Origin of the sequence: Novosphingobium sp. ERN07, from assembly GCF_012641335.1 — a bacterium.
In the GTDB taxonomy this organism is placed as follows: Bacteria; Pseudomonadota; Alphaproteobacteria; order Sphingomonadales; family Sphingomonadaceae; genus Novosphingobium.
In genome coordinates this window covers 43,510-63,086 of sequence record NZ_JABAID010000020.1, presented here as the reverse complement: position 1 = coordinate 63,086, position 19,577 = coordinate 43,510, and the positions used below count along the sequence as shown (strand labels likewise).

The window sequence follows — 19,577 nt, the reverse complement described above, 5'->3', positions numbered from 1 at the left end:
CCGATGACATCATCATGCGTTACCTCGACCGACATACCCACAAGGACGGCTTTAGCCCCACCGCTTGATCCTACCGGCGTCAGCCGGTCAGTGATTCAGACGGCTACAATGGCGTCGTGTCCCGAACGGCAGCTTTCAAAACGAAAAGCTGTCAAAGCGGACCCTGACCGCCGCCTTTAATGCCGCTCCACCTCAAACCTCTGGCGTAGACCCCGCCGGTGGCAGTGGCGGCACAGTGGGCGCTGCGCTGGCCGTCGGTTCGGGCGCGACCGTTGGTGCTGGTGCGGCAACCGGCTGTCCGCCGGTGAGGGCTGCGGCTTCGATCTGGTCGAGCGCGCGTTGTGTGGCCATGTAATCGCGGGCGCGCACGATCCAGTCGTTCGCCACTTCGCGGCCCGGCATCTTTTCCACTTCGGCAACGGCGGCTTCGACCTTGCCCCCGGCGAGAAACGCGCGGGTGCGGTCAAGCCGCACTTCCGGTGCGGGCGAAGGGGAATCGTCGTGGCGGATTACGAACAGGTCTGAAACCTGACGGCTGAACCAGTCCCACGTGCCTTCGTTCTTCGATCCGCCGACCAGTTCTGCGCCCAGCAGTTCGAACTCTTCGCCCAGTTGCGTAAGCGTGACGGGCGTGGCGCTGGCCGCGATCACGCGATCCACCGCGGCGCCTTGGGTCTGGCCGAAGCGCGCACGCAATTGTGCTTCGATCCAGCCAAGCGGCTGGCCGCGTTCCACCGCGCGGCGTGCCGCGAAGGCGAGCAGTAGCGCTTCGGCGTGGGTGGCATTGCCCGATGCTGCCAGCGCCTGCTGGTTGAGTTCCGCCAGCCGCTGCTCCAGCGTGGCGAGGCGGGCCGTAGCGGTGGAAATCTGCGCATCGATCTGCGCCTGATTGGCGACGGCTTCAGCCGCAGTGGCGCTGGGTGAGGGCGGGGTGGCGGGGGAGGTGATGAGTTGCGGCACGCCCGAATCGCCCATGCGCACATCGATCAATCCGTTGTGCCAGCCCAGCCATGCGGCGCCAGCGGCACCCGCAAGAAGGCATCCGGCAACCAGAGCCGCGACTGTGCGCCCGCCAAGACCGCTTCGTCGCGGTGCCGCTTGCGGGCTATAGCCAAGATCCTGCATTCTTTTTCGCTTGTCCTGTCGCCCCGAAGTCACACTTTCTGGCACATTCCGATGGCAAGTTCCAGCAGCATGGCATCGGTTCTGGCTGAAGCCGTTGCCACCCCTGCCCAACCTTCGCCCGCCATCATGGCGATGCGGGGTGCAAGGCAGGCGAGGTAGAGCGATTGCTTAGAGATTCCAAGCCTTTCACACTCTGTCACGAAATGGCGTGCTGCTTCACCGGAGTGCAGAAGCACGACTGCGCCGCTTCCCAGAACGTGCGCCAGCGCACGCGGAAAGGGTGATCTGCGTGCCGCATAAGCAACCAAGGTTTCGATTCGCACGCCTGCTGGCGGAGCAAGCTCTACCCGATCTTCCCCGGCGATTCGGATGTATCTTCCGGGCGGAAGCGTGGCGACCACGGGTTGCAGGCCACCTTCACCGATTTGCCTGATCGTGAAGCCTGCGGCGCGGGCAGCGGCGGCGGTGGTTTCGCCCACAGCGATGACCGGAACGGCTTTCAGCGCATCCAGCGCGGCGCCGCCGTGGCGGAACACATTGGCGCTGCCTGCCAGGATTGCATCGAAGGAACTGTGCGGTGGGTGCCAGGCAAGCGGTTCTATCGTGAACAGCGGAAAGGCCAGCGCTTCGATCCCGCGTTCGTGCGCTGCCGTGCAAGTCGCGTGGTTGCCCGGCTCCGGGCGGATCACGACCAGCGGGAGCTGTTTGGCAGGCGCAGTCATTCGCCTGAAAAGTGCACCGTGATCGATTCCGGCGCATCGGCCAGCAGGCGATGGGCAAGGCGCTGTGGTCCGGCACTGTCGCCCGGCGCAAACGTCTCGTGCGCTTCCACACGTTCTGCCCCGTCGGGGCTGAAGATCGCGGCGCGCAGGGTGAGCGATGCTTCATGATGCGTCGTCAGCACCGCAATCGGGCTGTGGCAATTGCCGCCCAGCGCTTTCAGCAGCGCGCGTTCTGCCAGAACGGCTTCATGCGTGGGGCGATCATCGATGGCGGCGAGCCAGTGGCGCACGTCATCGTTGGCGGCAAGGCATTCGATGCCAATTGCCCCCTGTGCCGGGGCGGGAAGCCATTCGTGTTCGTCGAGCGGGGTGCCGACACCTGTTTCTTCGAGCCTTTGCAGACCGGCGGCGGCCAGCAATGTCACGTCGGCCTCACCGGCCTGCAGTTTGGCCAAGCGGGTGGCAACATTGCCGCGAAAGCCCACGATTTTCAGGTCGGAACGGGCGTGAAGCATCTGTGCGGCGCGGCGCGGCGCGCTGGTGCCGACGCGCGCACCGGGCGGAATGGCATGGATGGAGGCCGCACCTACAAGCACGTCACGCACGTCGGCGCGCGGAAGAACGGCGGCGATGCAGAATTGTTCAGGGCGGATCGTTTCAACGTCCTTCATCGAATGGACGGCAAAGTCGATCTCGCCTTCGAACAGCCAGGCATCGAGTTCCTTGGTCCACAGCGCCTTGCCTCCGATCTCGGCCAGAGGACGGTCAAGGATCTTGTCGCCACTGGCGGTAACGGGCAGGATCTCGACCATCGCCTCGTCCCAGCCATGCGCCGCGCAAAGCCGCGCACGGGCCTCGAAAGCCTGCGCCATCGCCAGCGGGGAGGCGCGTGTGCCCAGTTTGAGCGGGCGGATAAGGGGGCGTTCAGATGACAGCGTGTTCATGCGCCGCTTGCCGTAACGGCGTTTATCACTAGAGGGAAGCGCCAGATGGCCCTGATCCTTGGCATAGAATCCAGTTGTGATGAAACCGCTGCTGCGGTGATCGACGGCAATGGCACCACGCTGGCCGCGCGGATCGTGGCGCAGCGCATTGCCTCGCAAGACGATGCGCACCGGCCCTATGGCGGCGTGGTGCCCGAAATCGCGGCGCGCGCGCATGTCGAAGTGCTGGCGCCGATGGTAGAAGCCGTGCTGGCCGATGCGGGGCTGACGCTGGGCGATATGGATGCGATTGCCGCCACCGCAGGGCCGGGGCTGATCGGTGGCGTGATGGTGGGGCTGGTTACGGCCAAGGCGCTGGCAATGGCGGCGGACAAGCCGCTGGTTGCGGTCAACCATCTTGAAGGTCACGCGCTTTCGCCGCGTCTGGCTGATCCATCTTTGCACTATCCCTATCTGCTGCTGCTGGTGTCGGGTGGACATTGCCAGATTTTGGAAGTGGCGGGCGTGGGCCAGTATCGCCGTCTGGCCACGACGATCGATGATGCGCTGGGCGAAGCGTTTGACAAGACGGCCAAGATCCTTGGGCTGGGCTATCCGGGCGGGCCTGCGGTAGAGCGGCTGGCGCGTGAGGGCGATGCGAAAGCCGTGCCGCTGCCGCGCCCACTGGTGGGGAGTGGAGAGCCGCACTTCTCCTTTGCCGGCCTGAAAAGCGCGGTGATGCGGGCGAAGGATGCGGGTATTCACACCGATGCGGATATCGCCGCCTCTTTCCAGCAGGCCGCGCTCGATTGCGTGGTGGACCGCACGCGGATTGCGCTTGGCGCGGCGGCTCCGGGCATGACCGCGCTGGTCGTCGCGGGCGGGGTTGCCGCCAACGCCGCGTTGCGTGGGGCTTTGGAGGCTCTGGCCGCGGATCATGGGCTTCCGCTGGTCGCGCCGCCGCCGAAACTGTGCACAGACAACGCGGCGATGATCGGCTGGGCTGGCGCGGAACGCTTTGCTCTGGGATACAGCGATCCGCTGGATGTGGCGGCGCGCCCGCGCTGGCCGCTTGATGCCAATGCCGCGCCGGTGCGCGGTGCGGGGGTAAAGGGATGACCGGTGACGTAGGGGTCGTTGGCGCAGGCGCATGGGGCACGGCCCTTGCGCAGATGCTGGCCAGCGATGGGCGCGACGTGCTGCTGTGGGCGCGCGAGGCCGAACTGGTGGATGAGATCAACACCGCCCGCACCAACAGCCTGTTCCTGCCATCGGCCAAGCTCGCGCCCACGATCCGCGCGACGACCGATCTTGCCGATATGGCAGCCTTGCCGGTTTTGCTGCTGGTTACCCCGGCGCAGTTCCTTGCCAATGTGCTGGCAGGTATCGGGCGCGAAGGCGGCGATGTGGTGCTGTGTTCGAAGGGTATCGAGGCAGGCACAGGCAGATTGATGGCCGATGTGGCCCGCGCTGCGGCACCCGGTGCCAGCCTTGCCGTGCTGTCCGGCCCGACGTTTGCGCATGAAGTGGCTGCGGGCCTGCCCACGGCGGTGACGTTGGCATGTGAAGGCGGTGAGGCGCAGTGGCAGCGGCTCTCTGCAGCCATCGCGCGGCCCAGCTTCCGCCCCTATTATTCCGATGATGTGACCGGCGCTGAGATTGGTGGAGCGGTAAAGAACGTGCTGGCGATTGCCTGTGGCGTGGTCGATGGGCTGGGGCTTGGCCAAAATGCCCGCGCGGCGCTGATCAGCCGGGGCTTTGCCGAAATGCAGCGCTTCGGGCTGGCGCTAGGCGCGCGGGCAGAGACGCTGGCGGGGCTTTCGGGGCTGGGCGACCTTGTTCTGACCTGCTCGTCCACGTCCAGCCGCAACTTCTCTCTCGGCAAGGCGCTGGGCGAAGGGGCGCGGGCTGCTGATGTGCTGGGTGCGAAGAATTCGGTGGCCGAAGGTGCATTCACCGCGCCGGTGCTGGCAGAGGTCGCGCGCAATCGTGGCATTTCTATGCCGATAGTCGAAGCGGTGGTGACGCTGCTTGAAGGCGGGGCGCCGGCGCGCGATGTGGTGGCCGGCTTGCTTTCCCGCCCGCTAAAGGCAGAAACTCCGCTTGTCTGATTCAGCGCAGCCCCCGCAGCAGGATATTGCCGCGCTGGCCAAGGGCGGGCGCACCAATTTCCTCGGCTTCCTGCTGCGCCTGCTGGCGCGAATGCCATTCCTTTTCATCGCCAGCCGCTTGTACGGCGCCCCCGCGATGGGCCGTTTCGCTTCGGCGCTGGTCATGGTCGAATTCGCCGGAATGCTGGCGACGCTGGGGCAGAAGCGCGGTCTTGCGCAACGGCTTGCGGAGGGGGACGAGCATCCTGCCAACGTGGTGGGCGATGCGGTTCTGCTGGCCATGTCGCTGGCGCTGGGCATGGGCGCGCTGATCTATCTTTTCCCCGACTCGATGTATCCCAGCGGCAACTTCACTTTGGCCGATCGGCTGCTGGTGCTGGCGATTCCCGGCCTTGCGCTGGGCGATCTTGCGTTGGCGGCGCTTGCCTACCGCTTTGATGTGGCAACCACGGTGCGCGCGCGTTCGGTGGTAGAGCCGTGGACGATCTCCATTGCTGCGGGAGCGTTCTTCTTCATCTGGCCATCATCCGGCCTCAGCCTTGCCTATCTCGCATCGGTGTGGGCGGCGACGGCGGTGGCGGTCATCGTGCTGCTGAAAAGCTATGGCCTGCCGCGTGCGTGGAAGCCGCACCCGGTACTGCTGTGGCAGATCGCGCGGCGGAATATCCCGCTGGCCGGGGCCGATGCGGTCGAGTGGGGCACGCGCAAGCTTGACGTATTCATCCTGCGTTTCTTCGTGGGTGAGGCGGCGGTGGGTATCTACTACTTCGCACAGCAGTTCGCCTCGTTGCCGCAGAAGCTGAAGACCAGCTTCGAGCCGGTGCTGGGGCCGGTGATCACCCGCAGCGTGAAAGACAAGGACTATGCAGCGATTGCCAAGCAGGTCTGCCAGGTCGGCTTCTGGATCGGCGCGGCGCAGATCGGAATTGCGATGGCGCTGGGCATTCCGGGCGAGGGGCTGATGGGCCTTGGCGGGCCGGCCTTCGTATCGGGCACGGCAGCGCTGGCGTTTCTGCTGGTCGCTGAAGTCGTGGCATCAAAGGCAGTGGTGAGCGAGGCTGCGCTGGTTTACCTCGCACGGATGCGTAACCTGTGGATCAGCCTTGCGACGATTGCATTCCAGGCGGTGCTGACCACGGCGTTGATTCTTGTCGCCAAGAATGCGGGCTGGGGGCCGATGTATGTTGCCGCAGCGGCATCGCTGGCGCTGGCGATTTCGTTGGGCTTGTCATCGGCGGTAAAGTCGCGCGTCCTTTCGCGCATTCTGGGCCACAGCATCAGCAATTGGCGCTGGGGACTGGCGTGGGCGATCATTCCGGCACTAGCGGTGGGCATTGCCAGCACGTGGTTGCCCGAATGGGCTGAACTAGCCTTTGGAATTCCCATGATTCTGGGTATTTACTGCTACATGTTGTGGGTCCGCGCGTTCGGGCCGGAGGACCGCGTGCTGTTTCGCAAGCAGCAGGCTGCCTGACCGGCCTTGTGGCACCGGGCCTGAAAGCCAAGGGGATTTCTGAATGATGCAGATGTTCGAAGCCAACCAGGCTTTGCTGGCTGGCATCGTGCTGGTGGTGGTGTTCGTTGTTTGGTGGATCTGGGGGCGGAGCAAGCCCGCGCCCAAGAAACGCGAATATACCGATGTCCTTTCCGAAGGCGCGGAAAAGGCCGCGCGCAACACGGCGCTGATCGATGCGCCCAGCGCGGCGGCGCTGGTAACCCCGCCGCCGGGCGTGGGCACGATGGCCGGTATTGGCGAGGTTGTGGCAGCGGCTGCGGCGGAAGAGATCACAGAGGCAGCACCGGCTCAGGCCGCGCCGCAGGGCGATGATCTCGGCCGGATCAAGGGTGTCGGGCCAAAGCTGAAGGCGCTGCTCGCCTCGCTTGGCGTGACCAGCTATGCCCAGATTGCAGCATGGACCGACGAGGATATTGCCCGGATCGACGCGCAGCTTGGCACTTTTGCGGGCCGGGCCAAGCGGGACAATTGGGTTGAACAGGCCAAGCTTCTGGCCACTGGCGATACTGCCGCTTACGAAGCCAAATTCGGCAAGGTCTGAGCGCTTATTCCAACGTTTGCGCCGGAGCGACCGGCGCAGGCACTATCGCAGGCGCAGAGTTCCGGCAGCGGGCGATCACATCACTGATGGCACTGCCCGCAGCCACCTTTATCATGCCCGCACCCGGCAAAGTCCCGGTAAAAGGCCCGCGCATAACGGCAGCGCGCGCGTCATCGGCTGCAATGGTGCCCTGCCACAGATAACCGCGCTGGCCGGGCACCGATGTGGCATCCACCGGCAGGCGCAGGATGCCCTCGCGCCCGACCAGCGCAAACAAGGCCTGCGCTCCTACCGGCGCAGCGGCGTGGCGTGTGACGACCAGTACGCCTTCACGACAGGCGACCGACACCAGCGGCGCATTCCCCGGCTCCCCAAACCGAGCCACTTGAGCATCCGGCGCTGCCGCCCACGATGGCGTGGACGCCGTATCGCGCGCACCGGGAAGGGCCTCGCCCTCAGGCATGACCATTCGCACGGCGTTGTCCGGCGCACCATCGCGCACTGTTGCGGCAGGGGACTGCGAACAGGCGGCGAGGGTTAGGGCAAGGGTTGTTGCGATAAGGGATTTCACAGCGGAATCAGGCAGCGCGCTTCTGCACAGTCAATTCGAGGCCAAGCACGGACAAAACAGCCACCAGGGTTTCCAGCGTGGGATTGCCGTCTTCGGAGAGCGATTTGTAAAGTGCCTGCCGCCCAAGCCCGGTCTTGCGGGCGATCTCGCTCATGCCTTTGGATCGGGCGATGTTGCCCAGCGCCCCGGCGATATGCCTGGGGTCGTTCCCTTCCATCGCAGCCTCGAGATAGAAGAGGATGTCCTCCTCGGTCTCGAGGTAGTTGGCGGGATCAAATGGGCGAAGCTCCATCGGTGCGCTCGATCTCTTCCTTCAGCCGCTTTGCATGGGCAATGTCGGCATCCTGCGTGCGCTTGTCGCCTCCGCACAGGAGAATGACAAGCTCTTTGCCCCGCTGGAAGAAGTACACCCGGTAGCCCGGCCCATAGTCGACGCGAAGTTCGTGGACGCCGCCCTTCAGGGACTTGCTGTCACCGAAATTCCCGTCGGCCAAGCGTTCAAGGCGAACCACGATCCTTGCCCGCGCCCGCCGGTCCCGCAAAGAGCCGAGCCAATCCGAGAAGTCGGGCGTTTCCGACAGCTGGAAGGCCTGTCCTTTATAGGGGACATAATTGTTCATGTAAAGCCAATCACACTTCCCTCAGGGATCACTCTTCATTGCTCGGAGAAAATTCTCATTCATCCTCGCCATCTTCCGCTTCATCCGCGTCAGTGTGTCCGATGATCTTAAGGAGATCTGTCTCTTCAATTGTTCTCCAATTGGGAAGTAAAGCATTAAGCTTTATGGGTGGCGCTCCTTCTAAGGATTCTATTGAAACTAAGGCGTATCCACCCCTGCTATTTTCGAACATGGCAACGCCGAAATCTTCTAGCCAGTCTCGCACGTTGGTGATGAGACCTCTTTTAACTTGTGATCTACCAGAAATGCGCCGAAATTGAGCTTTGCTTATTCGCAGTCGAGTTTTCCCAGACTCTGCAACACAGGCCGCAATGATAAGTGCAATATGTCTATAGTCGCGCATAAAAACCCCTTTCGGGATTTATAAAATCCAAAAATTGGATTTTGTCAACGCCCCCACTTCGTCTTTTGGCTCTTCCCGTACCGCGTCTTGCGTGTCCCCGGCTTGCCCTCGTTGCTCCGCCCGACAATCGGCGCTTTCCGATCCCCCTCCGGCAAACCCAGCTCCGTTGCCTCCAGCTTCCGGATCTCGTCACGCAACCGGCCAGCTTCCTCGAACTCGAGATCCGCCGCTGCCGCGCGCATCTTCTTTTCGAGGTCTTCGATGTAGGCGCGCAGGTTGTGGCCGACGAGGTTGTTGGCGCCGTCCGCGTCGATGTCGACCAGCACGCCGTCGCGGCTCGCCGTGTCCGCCACGATATCGTGGATGTTGCGCTTGATCGTCTGCGGGGTGATACCGTGTTCGAGGTTATAGGCCTCCTGCTTGGCGCGGCGGCGGTCGGTTTCGGCGATGGCGCGTTCCATGCTGCCGGTCATCCGGTCGGCATAAAGGATCACGCGGCCATCGACGTTGCGCGCGGCGCGGCCGATGGTCTGGATCAGCGAGGTTTCGCTGCGCAGGAAGCCTTCCTTGTCGGCGTCCAGAATGCACACCAGCCCGCATTCGGGAATGTCGAGGCCTTCGCGCAGCAGGTTGATGCCCACCAGCACGTCATAAACGCCAAGCCGCAGATCGCGGATCAGCTCTATGCGTTCCAGCGTTTCAACATCCGAATGCATGTAGCGGACGCGCAGGCCCGCTTCGTGCATGAATTCGGTCAGGTCTTCGGCCATGCGCTTGGTCAGCGTGGTGACCAGCGTGCGATAGCCCTGCGCGGCAGTTGCCTTGCATTCGTTGATGCAGTCCTGAACCTGATCTTCCACCGGGCGGATCAGCACCGGCGGGTCGATCAGGCCCGTGGGGCGGATCACCTGTTCGGCAAAGACGCCGCCCGCCTGTTCCATTTCCCATGAGGCGGGCGTTGCCGAAACAGCGATGGTCTGCGGGCGCATCGCGTCCCATTCGTTGAAGCGCAGCGGGCGGTTGTCGATGCAACTCGGCAGGCGGAAACCGTATTCGGCCAGCGTCAGCTTACGCCGATGGTCCCCGCGCGCCATCGCGCCGATCTGCGGCACGGTCTGGTGGCTTTCGTCGAGGAACAGCAGGCAATTGTCAGGCAGGTACTCGAACAGCGTCGGCGGCGGCTCGCCGGGGAGGCGGCCGGTCAGGAAGCGGCTGTAATTCTCGATCCCTGCGCACGATCCGGTGGCGGCGATCATCTCAAGATCGAAGTTGGTGCGCTGTTCCAGCCGTTGCGCTTCCAGCAGCTTGCCTTCCTCGACCAGTTCCTTCAGCCGCTCGGTCAATTCGAAGCGAATTGCATCTGCCGCCTGCTTCATCGTCGGTCCCGGTGTGACGTAGTGCGAGTTGGCATAGACGCGCACGTTGGTCAGCTTCGCGCCGCTCTTGCCGGTCAGCGGGTCGAACTCCACGATCTCCTCCACCTCGTCCCCGAAGAAGCTGATGCGCCATGCGGTATCGTCATAGTGAGAGGGGAAGATTTCAAGATTATCGCCGCGCACGCGGAAGTTGCCGCGCGCAAAGCCCGCGTCGTTGCGCTTGTATTGCAGTGCCACGAGCTTGCGGATGATCTCGCCACTATCGACGCTGGCGCCCACTTTCAGGTCGAAGATCATGGCCGAATAGGTTTCGACCGACCCGATGCCGTAGATGCAGGAAACCGAAGCCACGATGATAACGTCATCGCGTTCGAGCAGGGATCGGGTGGCCGAATGGCGCATCCGGTCGATCGCCTCGTTGGTCGAACTTTCCTTTTCGATATAGGTGTCAGACCGGGGGACATAGGCTTCGGGCTGGTAGTAATCGTAGTAGGAGACGAAATACTCCACCGCGTTGTCGGGGAAGAAGCTCTTCATCTCGCCATAGAGCTGCGCGGCGAGGATTTTGTTAGGCGCGAGGATCAGTGCTGGACGCTGCGTAGCCTCGATTACTTGTGCCATCGTGAAGGTCTTGCCCGATCCGGTGACGCCCAGCAGTACCTGCGTCTGATCGTTGGCACGGATGCCTTCCACCAGATCGGCAATGGCGGTGGGCTGGTCGCCCGCCGGTTCGTATTCCGATACTATCTTGAACGGCTTGCCGCCTTCCACCTTGTCAGGCCGGGCAGGGCGGTGGGGCACAAAAGTGCCGGATGTGTCGGGTTCTTCGAGTCCCCTGCGAATAACGAGTTCGGCCATATGCCGGATATGGAGAACAAACCGCGTCCGTGCAACTGCGGAAGGCAAGCGGCGCTGGCGCTTTCGCGCAAGCCTGTTAGCCTTCGGGCCGGATCAGAAACGGAGAGTCCTATGCGCGCCACGATTGCCCTGCTTCCGCTGCTTGCACTGGCCGCCTGCGGCGATGATGCGACGGTTGAAAAGAAGGATGCCACTACCGCCGAAGTGGCCAAATCGGTGGCCGATGCCGGGATGAAGCTGCAACCGGGGCGCTGGGAATTGACGATGAACTTCAAGAAGTTCGATGTCGAAGGAATGCCGCCCGAAGCCAAGCAGGCAATGCAGCAGATGATGGGGCAAAGCCGCACGTTCGCGTCATGCTTGACCAAGGAAGAAGCTGAAAAGCCCGACGGCAGCTTCTTCGGTCAGCAGGGCGAGGATTGCCGTTATGACAGCTTCACGATGGGTGATGGCAAGATCGACGCGACGATGACCTGCAAGGGATCGGGCAGCGATGTTGGGACTTCGGCCAAGATGAAGATGGCGGGTACTTACAGCGCTGATTCCTATGACATGACGATGAACATGGATGGCACAGCGCCCAATGGCAAAACCATGTCTATCGAAATGGCGATGGCATCAAAGCACGTGGGCGAGTGCAAGGGCGATGAAACGTCCTGATCGGACTGCGCATATTTCATATTCTTGACACGAATTTGAAACAAACAGCCAAAGCTGGCGTTCATCGGCGGTTAGTCTGATAGGGCGCAGGCAATGGCAATGATGTTCAGGCAACTGGAACCGGCAGGCGGAATGGGGCAGTTTACGGCCCGCATTTCAACCCTGCGCGATGAAGTGGCACGGAGGGGCGCTCTGGCGCTCCAGCCGCGTCCGCAAGGTGTGCGTGGGCCAAAGTGGCAGGCGCTGCTGGGCGAATTGCGCACACCGGTGGAACATTGGAAAGCCACGCGCCAGCCAATGCGCCAGGATGAGCCGCCCGTTCATTCCTGCCCCGTCATGCTCCTGCCCGGCTTCGGTACACACCCTATGCGGATGAGGCCGCTCGCCCGCGCGCTGGAAGCGGCGGGGCACCGCGTCAGCGACTGGGGGCTGGGCTTCAACATGGGCGCGACCGAGGACCGCTTTAAACGGCTGTGCGAACGTGTCGTGGCGATGGCGCGCAAAGAAGGCGAACCGTTGGTGCTGGTCGGCTGGAGCCTTGGCGGGCTCTTCGCGCGCGAAGTGGCCAAGGCCCACCCCGAAGCGGTGCGCATGGTGGTGACGATGGGCACCCCGTTTTCAGGAGACCGGCGCGCCAACAACGCTTGGCGAGCCTATCAACTCATCGCTGGGCATTCGGTGGACACGCCGCCCATCGGTACCGATCTTGCGACAAAGCCTCCGGTGCCGACTGTAGCCATCTGGAGTCCGCGCGATGGCATCGTCTCGGCCCGTTCGGCTTGCGGCCGCAGGGGTGAACGTGATCTGGCCGTGGCGCTGCGTTGCACGCACCTTGGCTTTGCGGCTCACCCCGATGTGGCGGTGATGTTGAAGCGGCTTTTGACGGATTGTTGAGGCAGGCCCGGTTGCCACCCAAGTTCCGCTATTCTTCAGGCCGCCGCTACTTCCACCGCAATCCCGCTCAACGCGGCGTTCCCTGATAACGTATCAATCGCACTTAGCGTGATGTCGTTGACGCTCACCCCCGGCTTGCCCAGCGCGTTGGCCATTGCCACGCCGGGCAGGGCGTGACCCCAGCCATGTGGGATGGAGACGGTGCCGGGCATCATGTCCTCGGTCACTTCGGCGCAAAGCGCGATCTCTCCTGCATCCGAACGCACGATTACCTGCCCGCCATCCGCTATGCCGCGCGCATCGGCATCGTCGGGATGGATCATCACGGTGCAACGGTCCGGTCCTTTGATCAGGCGGCGGCTGTTGGCCAGCCACGAATTGTTGGTCCGCAGATGGCGACGGCCGATCAGGCGCAACCCGCCTGCCGCCTCCTCGACCGGCAGTTCCAGCGCGGCGAGGGCTTCCATGAACTCCGCTACATCGCAGGAAACCCGCTTGTCCTCGGTCCGCAATCTGGCGGGCAGTTGGCCGATAGGCGGCGGTCCCAGATCGATGCCCGAAGGTGCGGCCTCAACTTGCTCCAGCGTCAGGGCATAAGGCCCCGCGCGCAGCAAGCCGTCCAGCGACTCGCGCGGGGTGGGGGCCTGCACCGGTTCTCCGCTGATCGCGTGGGCAAGGCCGCGCAGGATTTCCCAGTCGTGCAGCGTGCCATCTTCCTGCGAAAGCGTGGGCGGGGAATAGACCGCGATGGTGCGCGCGGCCATCGGCAGCAGGAACAGCCCGTAATGATCGCGTTCCAGCGGGCCGGAGGGCGGCAGGATGTAATGCGCTTGAGCGCTGGTGGCGTTGCGGTAGATGTCGATGGAGACCATCAGATCAAGGCTGTCCAGCGCCTTGGCCAGCCGCGCGCCGTTGGGGGTGGAGAGCACCGGATTGCCGGCCACTACGAACAGAGCCTTGATCTGCCCTTTGCCCGGCGTCTCGATCTCCTCGACCATTGCGGCGGCCGGAAACTCGCCCAGCACGGACCGGTGCCCCGAAACGCGCGACGTGAACCTGCCGATGGAGCCGGGCGGCAGAACGCCTACCGTATCGACGGCAGGAAGGCCGAACACCCAGCCCCCTTCGCGGTCGAGTTGCCCTGCTGCGATATTGATCAATGATATCAGCCAGGCGTTGAGCGTGCCATGCGCCTGCGTTGCCACACCCATACGCCCATACAGTACGGCAGGCCCGCTGGTGAAGCGGTCTGCCAATGCTTCGATATCATCCAGCTTCACTCCGCAAGCGGTCGCGCAGGCGGTGCTGTCAAAACGGTCGAGCAAGGCACGCACTTCATCCAATCCCGTCACGAAGTCCTGCACCGGGCGGAAAGGCGTGCGCTCCATCACCGCCTTGAGCAATGCCACAAGCAGGAACACATCGCTGGCCGGACGGATGAACAGGTGCTGGTCGGCGATCTTCGCGGTTTCGGTGCGGCGCGGATCGATCACAACCAGCTTTCCGCCTCGCGCTTTCAGATCGCGCATCCGGTTGCGGAAATCGGGCACGGTCCACAACGATCCGTTCGATGCCATCGGATTGCCGCCGAGGATCACCAGCGTCTGCGTGCGGTCCGCATCCGGAATCGGGAACATGCTGGCGTGGCCCCACAGCCGCAGATTCGCCACCTGATGCGGCATCTGGTCCACCGTGCTGGCGGAAAATTTGTTCTTCGTGCGCAGAGCCTTTTCAAGAAAGCCCGCATTGAGCGCGTTGCCATAGGAGTGTGCGTTGGGGTTGCCGATATAGACTGCCGATGCACCCGCATCCTTTGCAAGTATCGCGCGGGTCTTCTCACCGATTTCGGCAAAGGCTTGTTCGAAGCTGATTTCGTGCCACTCGCAACCCACACGTTTCAGCGGTTTGCGCAGTCTTTCCGGGTCTTCCTGCAAGTCTTGCAAGGCCGAGCCTTTCGGGCAAATATGACCGCGTGACAATGGGTTGTCGGGATCGCCCTTGATCGAAAGCACGTTGCGCCCTTCCACTTCCACCAGCACGCCGCAATTGGCTTCGCAGATATGGCAGGTGCGATGGTGGATTGTCGGCATCGCGTTTCTCCGGGTTTGTTTTTAGCTGGCCGATTAAATCGCAATCCAGGTGGTCGGGGCAAGCGCAAATGCTTGTCCGATGGGCGCAGCCAATGCGGCGCAAAATTATTTCGCAGGTGCAGCATGAGTGCGCTTGGCAAACCCGATTCATTGTGCAAGCTTCGGTATCGAACGGGATGTGCCTATGAAAAAAACCTCGCCCTCGTCCTATGACGAGATGCTCCAAGCCGATGGATCGGTGCGCTCTGCTTACGCCGGATATTGCGGATGGTATGATGAGCAACCGCCTGATCTCTTAAGGCGCAAGGGGAGCGAGGCCGAGGCTTTCTTCCGTCGAACCGGGATCACTTTCAACGTCTATGGGAACGAAGACGCGGAAGAGCGGCTGATCCCGTTCGACATGGTGCCGCGCATCATCACCGCGCAGCAATGGCGCAAGCTTTCACGCGGGATCGAACAGCGGGTGAGGGCACTCAACGCCTTCCTTCACGATCTCTACCACCGTCAGGAAATCGTCCGTTCGGGCCGCCTGCCGGCGCGGCTTTTGAAGAACAACGAGGCGTTCCTGCCCGAAATGGTCGGCTTCACGCCGCCGGGCGGGGTTTATACCCACATCGTCGGCATCGATCTCGTCCGCACAGGCGAGGATGATTTCATGGTTCTGGAAGACAACGCCCGCACTCCCAGCGGCGTCTCCTACATGCTGGAGAACCGCGAAACCATGATGGCGATGTTCCCGGAACTGTTCACCCGCGTTCGCGTGCGTGAAGTTTCGGACTACCCGCGCCGCCTTGCTCGCAGCCTTGCCGCCTGCGCGCCGTCGGGGTTCGGGGGCAAGAAGCCTGTCGTCGCGGTGCTGACGCCGGGAATCTATAACTCCGCCTATTTCGAACACGCATTTCTGGCCGACCAGATGGGCGCCGAACTGGTCGAAGGCAGCGATCTGCGCGTGGAAAACGGGCGCATCGCGATGCGCACCACGCGCGGGTATGAACCGATCGACGTGCTCTATCGCCGCGTTGACGATGAATACCTCGATCCGCTGACCTTTAATCCCAATTCGGTGCTTGGCGTGTCAGGCATCATGGATGTCTATCGCGGCGGCGGCATCACCATCGCCAATGCGCCCGGCACCGGCATTGCCGATGACAAGGCGATCTATTCGTTCATGCCGGAAATCGTCGAGTTCTATACCGGCGAAAAGCCCATCCTTCAGAACGTGCCGACCTGGCGCTGTGCAGAACCCGACGCGCTCAAGTATGTGCTCGAAAACCTTGCCGAACTGGTGGTGAAGGAAGTCCACGGTTCGGGCGGCTATGGCATGTTGATTGGGCCGACGTCTTCGAAAAAGGAACTTGCCGCGTTCGAGGCGAAGCTGCGCGCCAAGCCTGAAAACTACATCGCGCAGCCCACGCTTTCGCTTTCCACCGTGCCGATCCTGACCAAGGCGGGCCTCGCCCCGCGCCACGTGGATTTGCGCCCCTTCGTGCTGGTCAGCCCCAACGGGATCGACATCACGCCGGGCGGGCTTACCCGTGTGGCGCTGAAAAAGGGATCGCTGGTGGTGAATTCGTCGCAGGGCGGCGGCACCAAGGATAGCTGGGTACTGGACGACTGATATGTTGGGACGCTCCGCAAACGGCATATTCTGGCTGTTCCGCTACCTTGAACGGGCAGAGAACATCTCGCGACTTATCGAGGCCGGCTTTCGCATGGCGCTTACGCGTGATGCGTCCGACGCTTCCGATGAATGGCGCTCACTCATCGTCACACTCGGCTTGCGCCAGTCGTTTGAGGCGCGGCACGGGACGGAGTATACCGGACCGCATGTGTTCAACTTCATCCTTCGGGATAAAGATAACTCGGGCAGCATCCTAGCGATCACCGAAGAAGCGCGAACCAACGCCCGCATGGTGCGAGGGGGCATCACGCGTGAGGTTTGGGAATCGGTAAACGATGGCTGGATGCAGTTGAAGGAAGCGTTGGCCCGCCCGGTGACGGAAACGCGGCTTGGCGCGGTGCTCGATCTCGTCCGTCGCCAGTCTACGCAAGTGCGAGGCGCGATGGAAGGCACGATGCTGCGCAATGAAATCTACAATTTCGCGCGGCTTGGCAGCTTCATCGAGCGGGCCGATAACACCGCGCGCATCCTTGACGTGAAGTATTACGTGCTGCTCCCGTCGATTTCCTATGTCGGCTCCAGCCTCGACAACGTGCAGTGGGAAAACGTGCTGCGCTCGGTCGCGGGTGAACGTGCCTATCGTTGGCTGAATGCCGGAAGGATGGACCCGCGCGGCATTGCCGAATTCCTGATTCTCGATGGGCGGTTTCCGCGCAGCCTCGCGTTCTGCTATTCCAAGCTGCGATCGAACCTTGCCAGCCTTGCGCGAGAATATGGCGGTGAAATGCACAGCCATGAATTGCTGCGCGATGCCGATTGCCAGTTCCATCAGGCCACGATCGAAGGAATATTCGAACAGGGCCTGCATGAATTCATTGGCACGTTCATTCGCAACAACACTTCGCTCGCGCTGCAAATTCAGCGCGATTACCGCTTCATCGATTAGGCCAGAACTCCATGCGCCTCGCGATAGATCATACCACGCATTACGTTTTCTCTGGCCCTGTCAGTCGCGGGATGCAGCGTCTGCGGCTGAAGCCCAAAACATCCTCCGGCCAACGCGTGATCGAATGGAACATGCACTTCGATGGCGCGCAGGCGCAGGTCGAATACGATGATCCTAACTTCAATCATGTTACCCTGATCTCTTTCGAACCGGGCGTTCAAGAAGTGACGATCCGCTGCAAAGGACTGGTCGATACCAACGATGAATCCGGCATCATCGGCAAGCATTCAGGCTTCATGCCGATGTGGCAGTTTCAGGAGCCGACTGATCTTACGCGCGCAGGTCCGCGCACCCGTGCCCTGCTGGGGGGCCTGACGCAGGATGGTAACACGCTGGCTATGCTACACGGCCTTTCCGCGCTGATCCGCGAAAGGGTGGAATATTCCACCGGCCACACCGATGCCGCGACCACGGCGGAAGGCGTGCTCGCGGCGGCGCATGGAGTGTGTCAGGATCACGCGCATGTTTTCATCGGCGCAGCTCGTGCCTTGGGTATCCCTGCGCGCTATGTCAGCGGCTACCTGATGATGAACGACCGGGTGGAGCAGGACGCCGGACACGCATGGGCCGAAGCCTTCGTCGAAGGGCTGGGCTGGGTCGGGTTCGATATCTCCAACGGCATCAGCCCCGATGCCCGCTATGTCCGCGTGGCGACCGGACGTGATTATCGTGATGCGGCTCCCATCACCGGTATCCGATACGGTGCACGTGACGAATCCATGCATGTGAAGCTTGCCGTCGAACAGCAGCGTGTGGAACAATAAGGCGGGATAATGACAGGGCATGGGATTCGGCCACGGTCGGATCGAGTGTCTCTGCGAATAGAACGAGCTGACGGGGCAGATCGATGACGTATTGCGTGGGAATGGTGCTCGACAAGGGCCTCGTGTTGATGAGCGACACGCGCACGAATTCCGGCGTCGACAACATCTCGGTCTTCCGCAAGATGTTTCACTGGTCAGTTCCGGGCGAACGCCAGATCACGATCATGACCGCCGGAAACCTCGCCACAACCCAAGCCGTGATCTCGCAGCTCGAAGAACGCAACAAGGCACCCAGCGATCGCAGGCCTTCGGTGCTCGAAGCGCCGACGATGTTTCAGGTCGCCACGATGGTGGGCAATCTGCTGCGCACCGTAATCGAAGGGCGGCAGGAAGGCGGGATGCAGTCCGAAGGACCGCGTTTTACCGCTTCGATGATCGTGGCAGGGCAGATCAGGGACATGGAGCCGCGCCTGTTCATGATCTATCCCGAAGGCAACTTCATCGAAGCCAGCTTTGATACGCCGTTCTTCCAGATTGGCGAAACCAAGTATGGCCGTCCGATCCTGCTGCGCGGCTATGATCGGACGATGAGTTTTGAAGATGCGGTCAAGCTGTTGATGGTGTCGTTCGATTCAACGCTGGCGGCCAACCTGTCGGTTGGTCTGCCTTTCGATCTCATGGTGCTGGAACGTGATCGGTTCGAACCGTTGCACCAGCGCCGCATCCTGGCCAGCGACCCCTATTTCAAATCGATCTCTTCAAGTTGGAGCGAAGCGCTGCGGCAGGCGTTCCATTCGTTGCCTGATTATACCTTTGCCGAAGATGGTGAACATCGCCCCTGATGTTCGACCCAGGCAAACACACAACAGCGCCTAACGGGCCATGCGATATGCTTAACACTATCTTGCCGAAAAATAACAGATTCTTTGCGAATTAGTCGCAAGATTCCAGATTTTGTCCATCGGTGTCGGTCGTGTTGAAACGATTGCATCCGTTCCCGAAGCGATCTTCCTTAGGAAAAACGTGTATGACGGCCTGAAAGCGTTCAGTTTCGGTTCATTCCGAAACTAACCTTTGTGGCCAAATATTTCAGCTGGCGCATACCTCTCCTCATGGTTGATCGCGTCACACTCCACATCCTCGATGGTGATACCGCCCGCAGGGCGCAGCTCGCACGCTTGGCGTTTGCAGCAGGCCATCATGCTGAAATCTATGCCTCGGCTGACGAGCTGCTGGCTCACGCTCCGTCGGGTGGCCTGGTGCTGGCGCAGGACGAGCCGTTGGGCGAAGGCATCCCACGCCTTATCGCGGCGATGATGCGCGCTGGGCACTGGTTGCCCGTCATCGCCATTGCCGAAGCGCCTGAAACCTCTGCCGTAGTCCGCGCGATCAAGGCTGGGGCGCTCGATTATCTCGCCATGCCGTCGCAGATCGCGCCCTTGAACGATGCCATTGCTCACGCCGCGAAAGAGGCTGACTCTTTCCGCGCCCAGCGTGCGCGCGCGGCTGAGGCGCGCCAGCGTATCTCCCGGCTTTCTTTGCGTGAACGCGAAGTGCTGGATCGCCTTGCTGAAGGCTGCAGCAACAAGGCCATCGCTCGCGAACTCGACATTAGCCCACGCACGGTCGAAATCCACCGTATGAAGATGATGGGCAAACTTGGTGCACGCCACGCCGCAGAAGCTGTGCGCCTGCGCATTGAAGCCACCGGGCTGGATGAAGTGGCTGCCTGACGTTACGTGGCGACAACCAGATGCGAAAAATGGCGGGAGCGTT

The 19,577-nt window shown here is 62.1% G+C and carries 20 protein-coding genes; 11 read left to right on the top strand and 9 right to left on the bottom strand.

Features of this window, described 5'->3' with window-relative positions; all coding sequences use genetic code 11:
- Positions 1 to 192 precede the first annotated feature (192 nt).
- From HGI47_RS18735 to hemC, 3 genes are read right to left on the bottom strand one after another with little or no spacing between them, the layout of a single operon-like run.
- Entirely contained in the window at positions 193 to 1,125 is a 933-nt protein-coding gene (locus HGI47_RS18735; RefSeq protein WP_206066291.1) for a hypothetical protein, read from the bottom strand.
- Positions 1,126 to 1,154: 29 nt separating this feature from the next.
- Positions 1,155 to 1,847 carry a uroporphyrinogen-III synthase gene (locus HGI47_RS18730; RefSeq protein WP_168854302.1) on the bottom strand — a complete coding sequence of 231 codons (693 nt, stop codon included), beginning with the start codon at positions 1,845 to 1,847 and terminating at the stop codon, positions 1,155 to 1,157.
- Positions 1,844 to 2,791, bottom strand: coding sequence for a hydroxymethylbilane synthase (hemC, locus tag HGI47_RS18725; protein WP_168854301.1), 948 nt, complete (start codon positions 2,789 to 2,791; stop codon positions 1,844 to 1,846). Before hemC ends, HGI47_RS18730 begins: the two co-directional genes overlap by 4 nt.
- A 45-nt stretch (positions 2,792 to 2,836) precedes the next feature.
- Between hemC and tsaD the strand changes: the two genes are divergently transcribed.
- Genes tsaD through HGI47_RS18705 form a run of 4 tightly spaced genes read left to right on the top strand, consistent with a single transcriptional unit; the run spans position 2,837 to position 6,938 of the window.
- Positions 2,837 to 3,889 (top strand): tRNA (adenosine(37)-N6)-threonylcarbamoyltransferase complex transferase subunit TsaD, encoded by a 1,053-nt coding sequence (tsaD, locus tag HGI47_RS18720; protein ID WP_168854300.1) that lies wholly within the window; start codon positions 2,837 to 2,839, stop codon positions 3,887 to 3,889.
- Positions 3,886 to 4,881, top strand: coding sequence for an NAD(P)H-dependent glycerol-3-phosphate dehydrogenase (locus tag HGI47_RS18715; RefSeq protein WP_168854299.1), 996 nt, complete (start codon positions 3,886 to 3,888; stop codon positions 4,879 to 4,881). Before tsaD ends, HGI47_RS18715 begins: the two co-directional genes overlap by 4 nt.
- On the top strand, positions 4,874 to 6,355 hold the full coding sequence (locus tag HGI47_RS18710; RefSeq protein WP_168854298.1) for a lipopolysaccharide biosynthesis protein: 1,482 nt from the start codon (positions 4,874 to 4,876) through the stop codon (positions 6,353 to 6,355). The genes HGI47_RS18715 and HGI47_RS18710 overlap by 8 nt, the downstream gene beginning before the upstream one ends.
- A gap of 43 nt (positions 6,356 to 6,398) precedes the next feature.
- Complete coding sequence (locus tag HGI47_RS18705; RefSeq protein WP_168854297.1) at positions 6,399 to 6,938, top strand: hypothetical protein; 540 nt, start codon at positions 6,399 to 6,401, stop codon at positions 6,936 to 6,938.
- A gap of 4 nt (positions 6,939 to 6,942) precedes the next feature.
- On the opposite strand, the gene HGI47_RS18700 is transcribed toward HGI47_RS18705, so the two are convergent.
- The 5 genes from HGI47_RS18700 to uvrB are packed head-to-tail and all read right to left on the bottom strand — an operon-like array spanning position 6,943 to position 10,766.
- A complete protein-coding gene (locus HGI47_RS18700; RefSeq protein ID WP_168854296.1) occupies positions 6,943 to 7,509 on the bottom strand; it encodes a hypothetical protein in 567 nt (188 codons plus the stop codon).
- A 7-nt stretch (positions 7,510 to 7,516) separates the two neighbouring features.
- Positions 7,517 to 7,801 (bottom strand): addiction module antidote protein, encoded by a 285-nt coding sequence (locus HGI47_RS18695; RefSeq protein ID WP_168854295.1) that lies wholly within the window; start codon positions 7,799 to 7,801, stop codon positions 7,517 to 7,519.
- Entirely contained in the window at positions 7,782 to 8,129 is a 348-nt protein-coding gene (locus HGI47_RS18690; RefSeq protein WP_168854294.1) for a type II toxin-antitoxin system RelE/ParE family toxin, read from the bottom strand. Before HGI47_RS18690 ends, HGI47_RS18695 begins: the two co-directional genes overlap by 20 nt.
- 55 nt (positions 8,130 to 8,184) lie before the next feature.
- Positions 8,185 to 8,532, bottom strand: coding sequence for a hypothetical protein (locus tag HGI47_RS18685; RefSeq protein WP_168854293.1), 348 nt, complete (start codon positions 8,530 to 8,532; stop codon positions 8,185 to 8,187).
- A 44-nt stretch (positions 8,533 to 8,576) separates the two neighbouring features.
- Positions 8,577 to 10,766 (bottom strand): excinuclease ABC subunit UvrB, encoded by a 2,190-nt coding sequence (uvrB, locus tag HGI47_RS18680; RefSeq protein ID WP_168854292.1) that lies wholly within the window; start codon positions 10,764 to 10,766, stop codon positions 8,577 to 8,579.
- 111 nt (positions 10,767 to 10,877) lie between these two features.
- Here uvrB and HGI47_RS18675 point away from each other — a divergent pair, with 111 nt between their 5' ends.
- The gene (locus HGI47_RS18675; RefSeq protein ID WP_168854291.1) at positions 10,878 to 11,426 is read left to right on the top strand and encodes a DUF3617 domain-containing protein; all 549 of its coding nucleotides are present in this window, start codon (positions 10,878 to 10,880) and stop codon (positions 11,424 to 11,426) included.
- 99 nt (positions 11,427 to 11,525) lie between these two features.
- Positions 11,526 to 12,320 (top strand): triacylglycerol lipase, encoded by a 795-nt coding sequence (locus tag HGI47_RS18670; RefSeq protein ID WP_240950292.1) that lies wholly within the window; start codon positions 11,526 to 11,528, stop codon positions 12,318 to 12,320.
- A 35-nt stretch (positions 12,321 to 12,355) separates the two neighbouring features.
- Here HGI47_RS18670 and HGI47_RS18665 read toward each other — a convergent pair whose 3' ends face one another.
- A complete protein-coding gene (locus HGI47_RS18665; RefSeq protein ID WP_168854290.1) occupies positions 12,356 to 14,410 on the bottom strand; it encodes a molybdopterin oxidoreductase family protein in 2,055 nt (684 codons plus the stop codon).
- Positions 14,411 to 14,594: 184 nt separating this feature from the next.
- On the opposite strand from HGI47_RS18665, the gene HGI47_RS18660 reads away from it, so the two are divergent.
- From HGI47_RS18660 to HGI47_RS18640, 5 genes are all read left to right on the top strand, one after another.
- Complete coding sequence (locus HGI47_RS18660; RefSeq protein ID WP_168854289.1) at positions 14,595 to 16,028, top strand: circularly permuted type 2 ATP-grasp protein; 1,434 nt, start codon at positions 14,595 to 14,597, stop codon at positions 16,026 to 16,028.
- Position 16,029: 1 nt separating this feature from the next.
- Entirely contained in the window at positions 16,030 to 16,977 is a 948-nt protein-coding gene (locus HGI47_RS18655; protein ID WP_168854288.1) for an alpha-E domain-containing protein, read from the top strand.
- A gap of 11 nt (positions 16,978 to 16,988) precedes the next feature.
- On the top strand, positions 16,989 to 17,801 hold the full coding sequence (locus HGI47_RS18650; RefSeq protein WP_168854287.1) for a transglutaminase family protein: 813 nt from the start codon (positions 16,989 to 16,991) through the stop codon (positions 17,799 to 17,801).
- An 83-nt stretch (positions 17,802 to 17,884) separates the two neighbouring features.
- Complete coding sequence (locus tag HGI47_RS18645; RefSeq protein ID WP_168854286.1) at positions 17,885 to 18,643, top strand: proteasome-type protease; 759 nt, start codon at positions 17,885 to 17,887, stop codon at positions 18,641 to 18,643.
- 270 nt (positions 18,644 to 18,913) lie between these two features.
- Positions 18,914 to 19,534 (top strand): response regulator transcription factor, encoded by a 621-nt coding sequence (locus HGI47_RS18640; protein ID WP_168854285.1) that lies wholly within the window; start codon positions 18,914 to 18,916, stop codon positions 19,532 to 19,534.
- Positions 19,535 to 19,577: the final 43 nt, after the last annotated feature.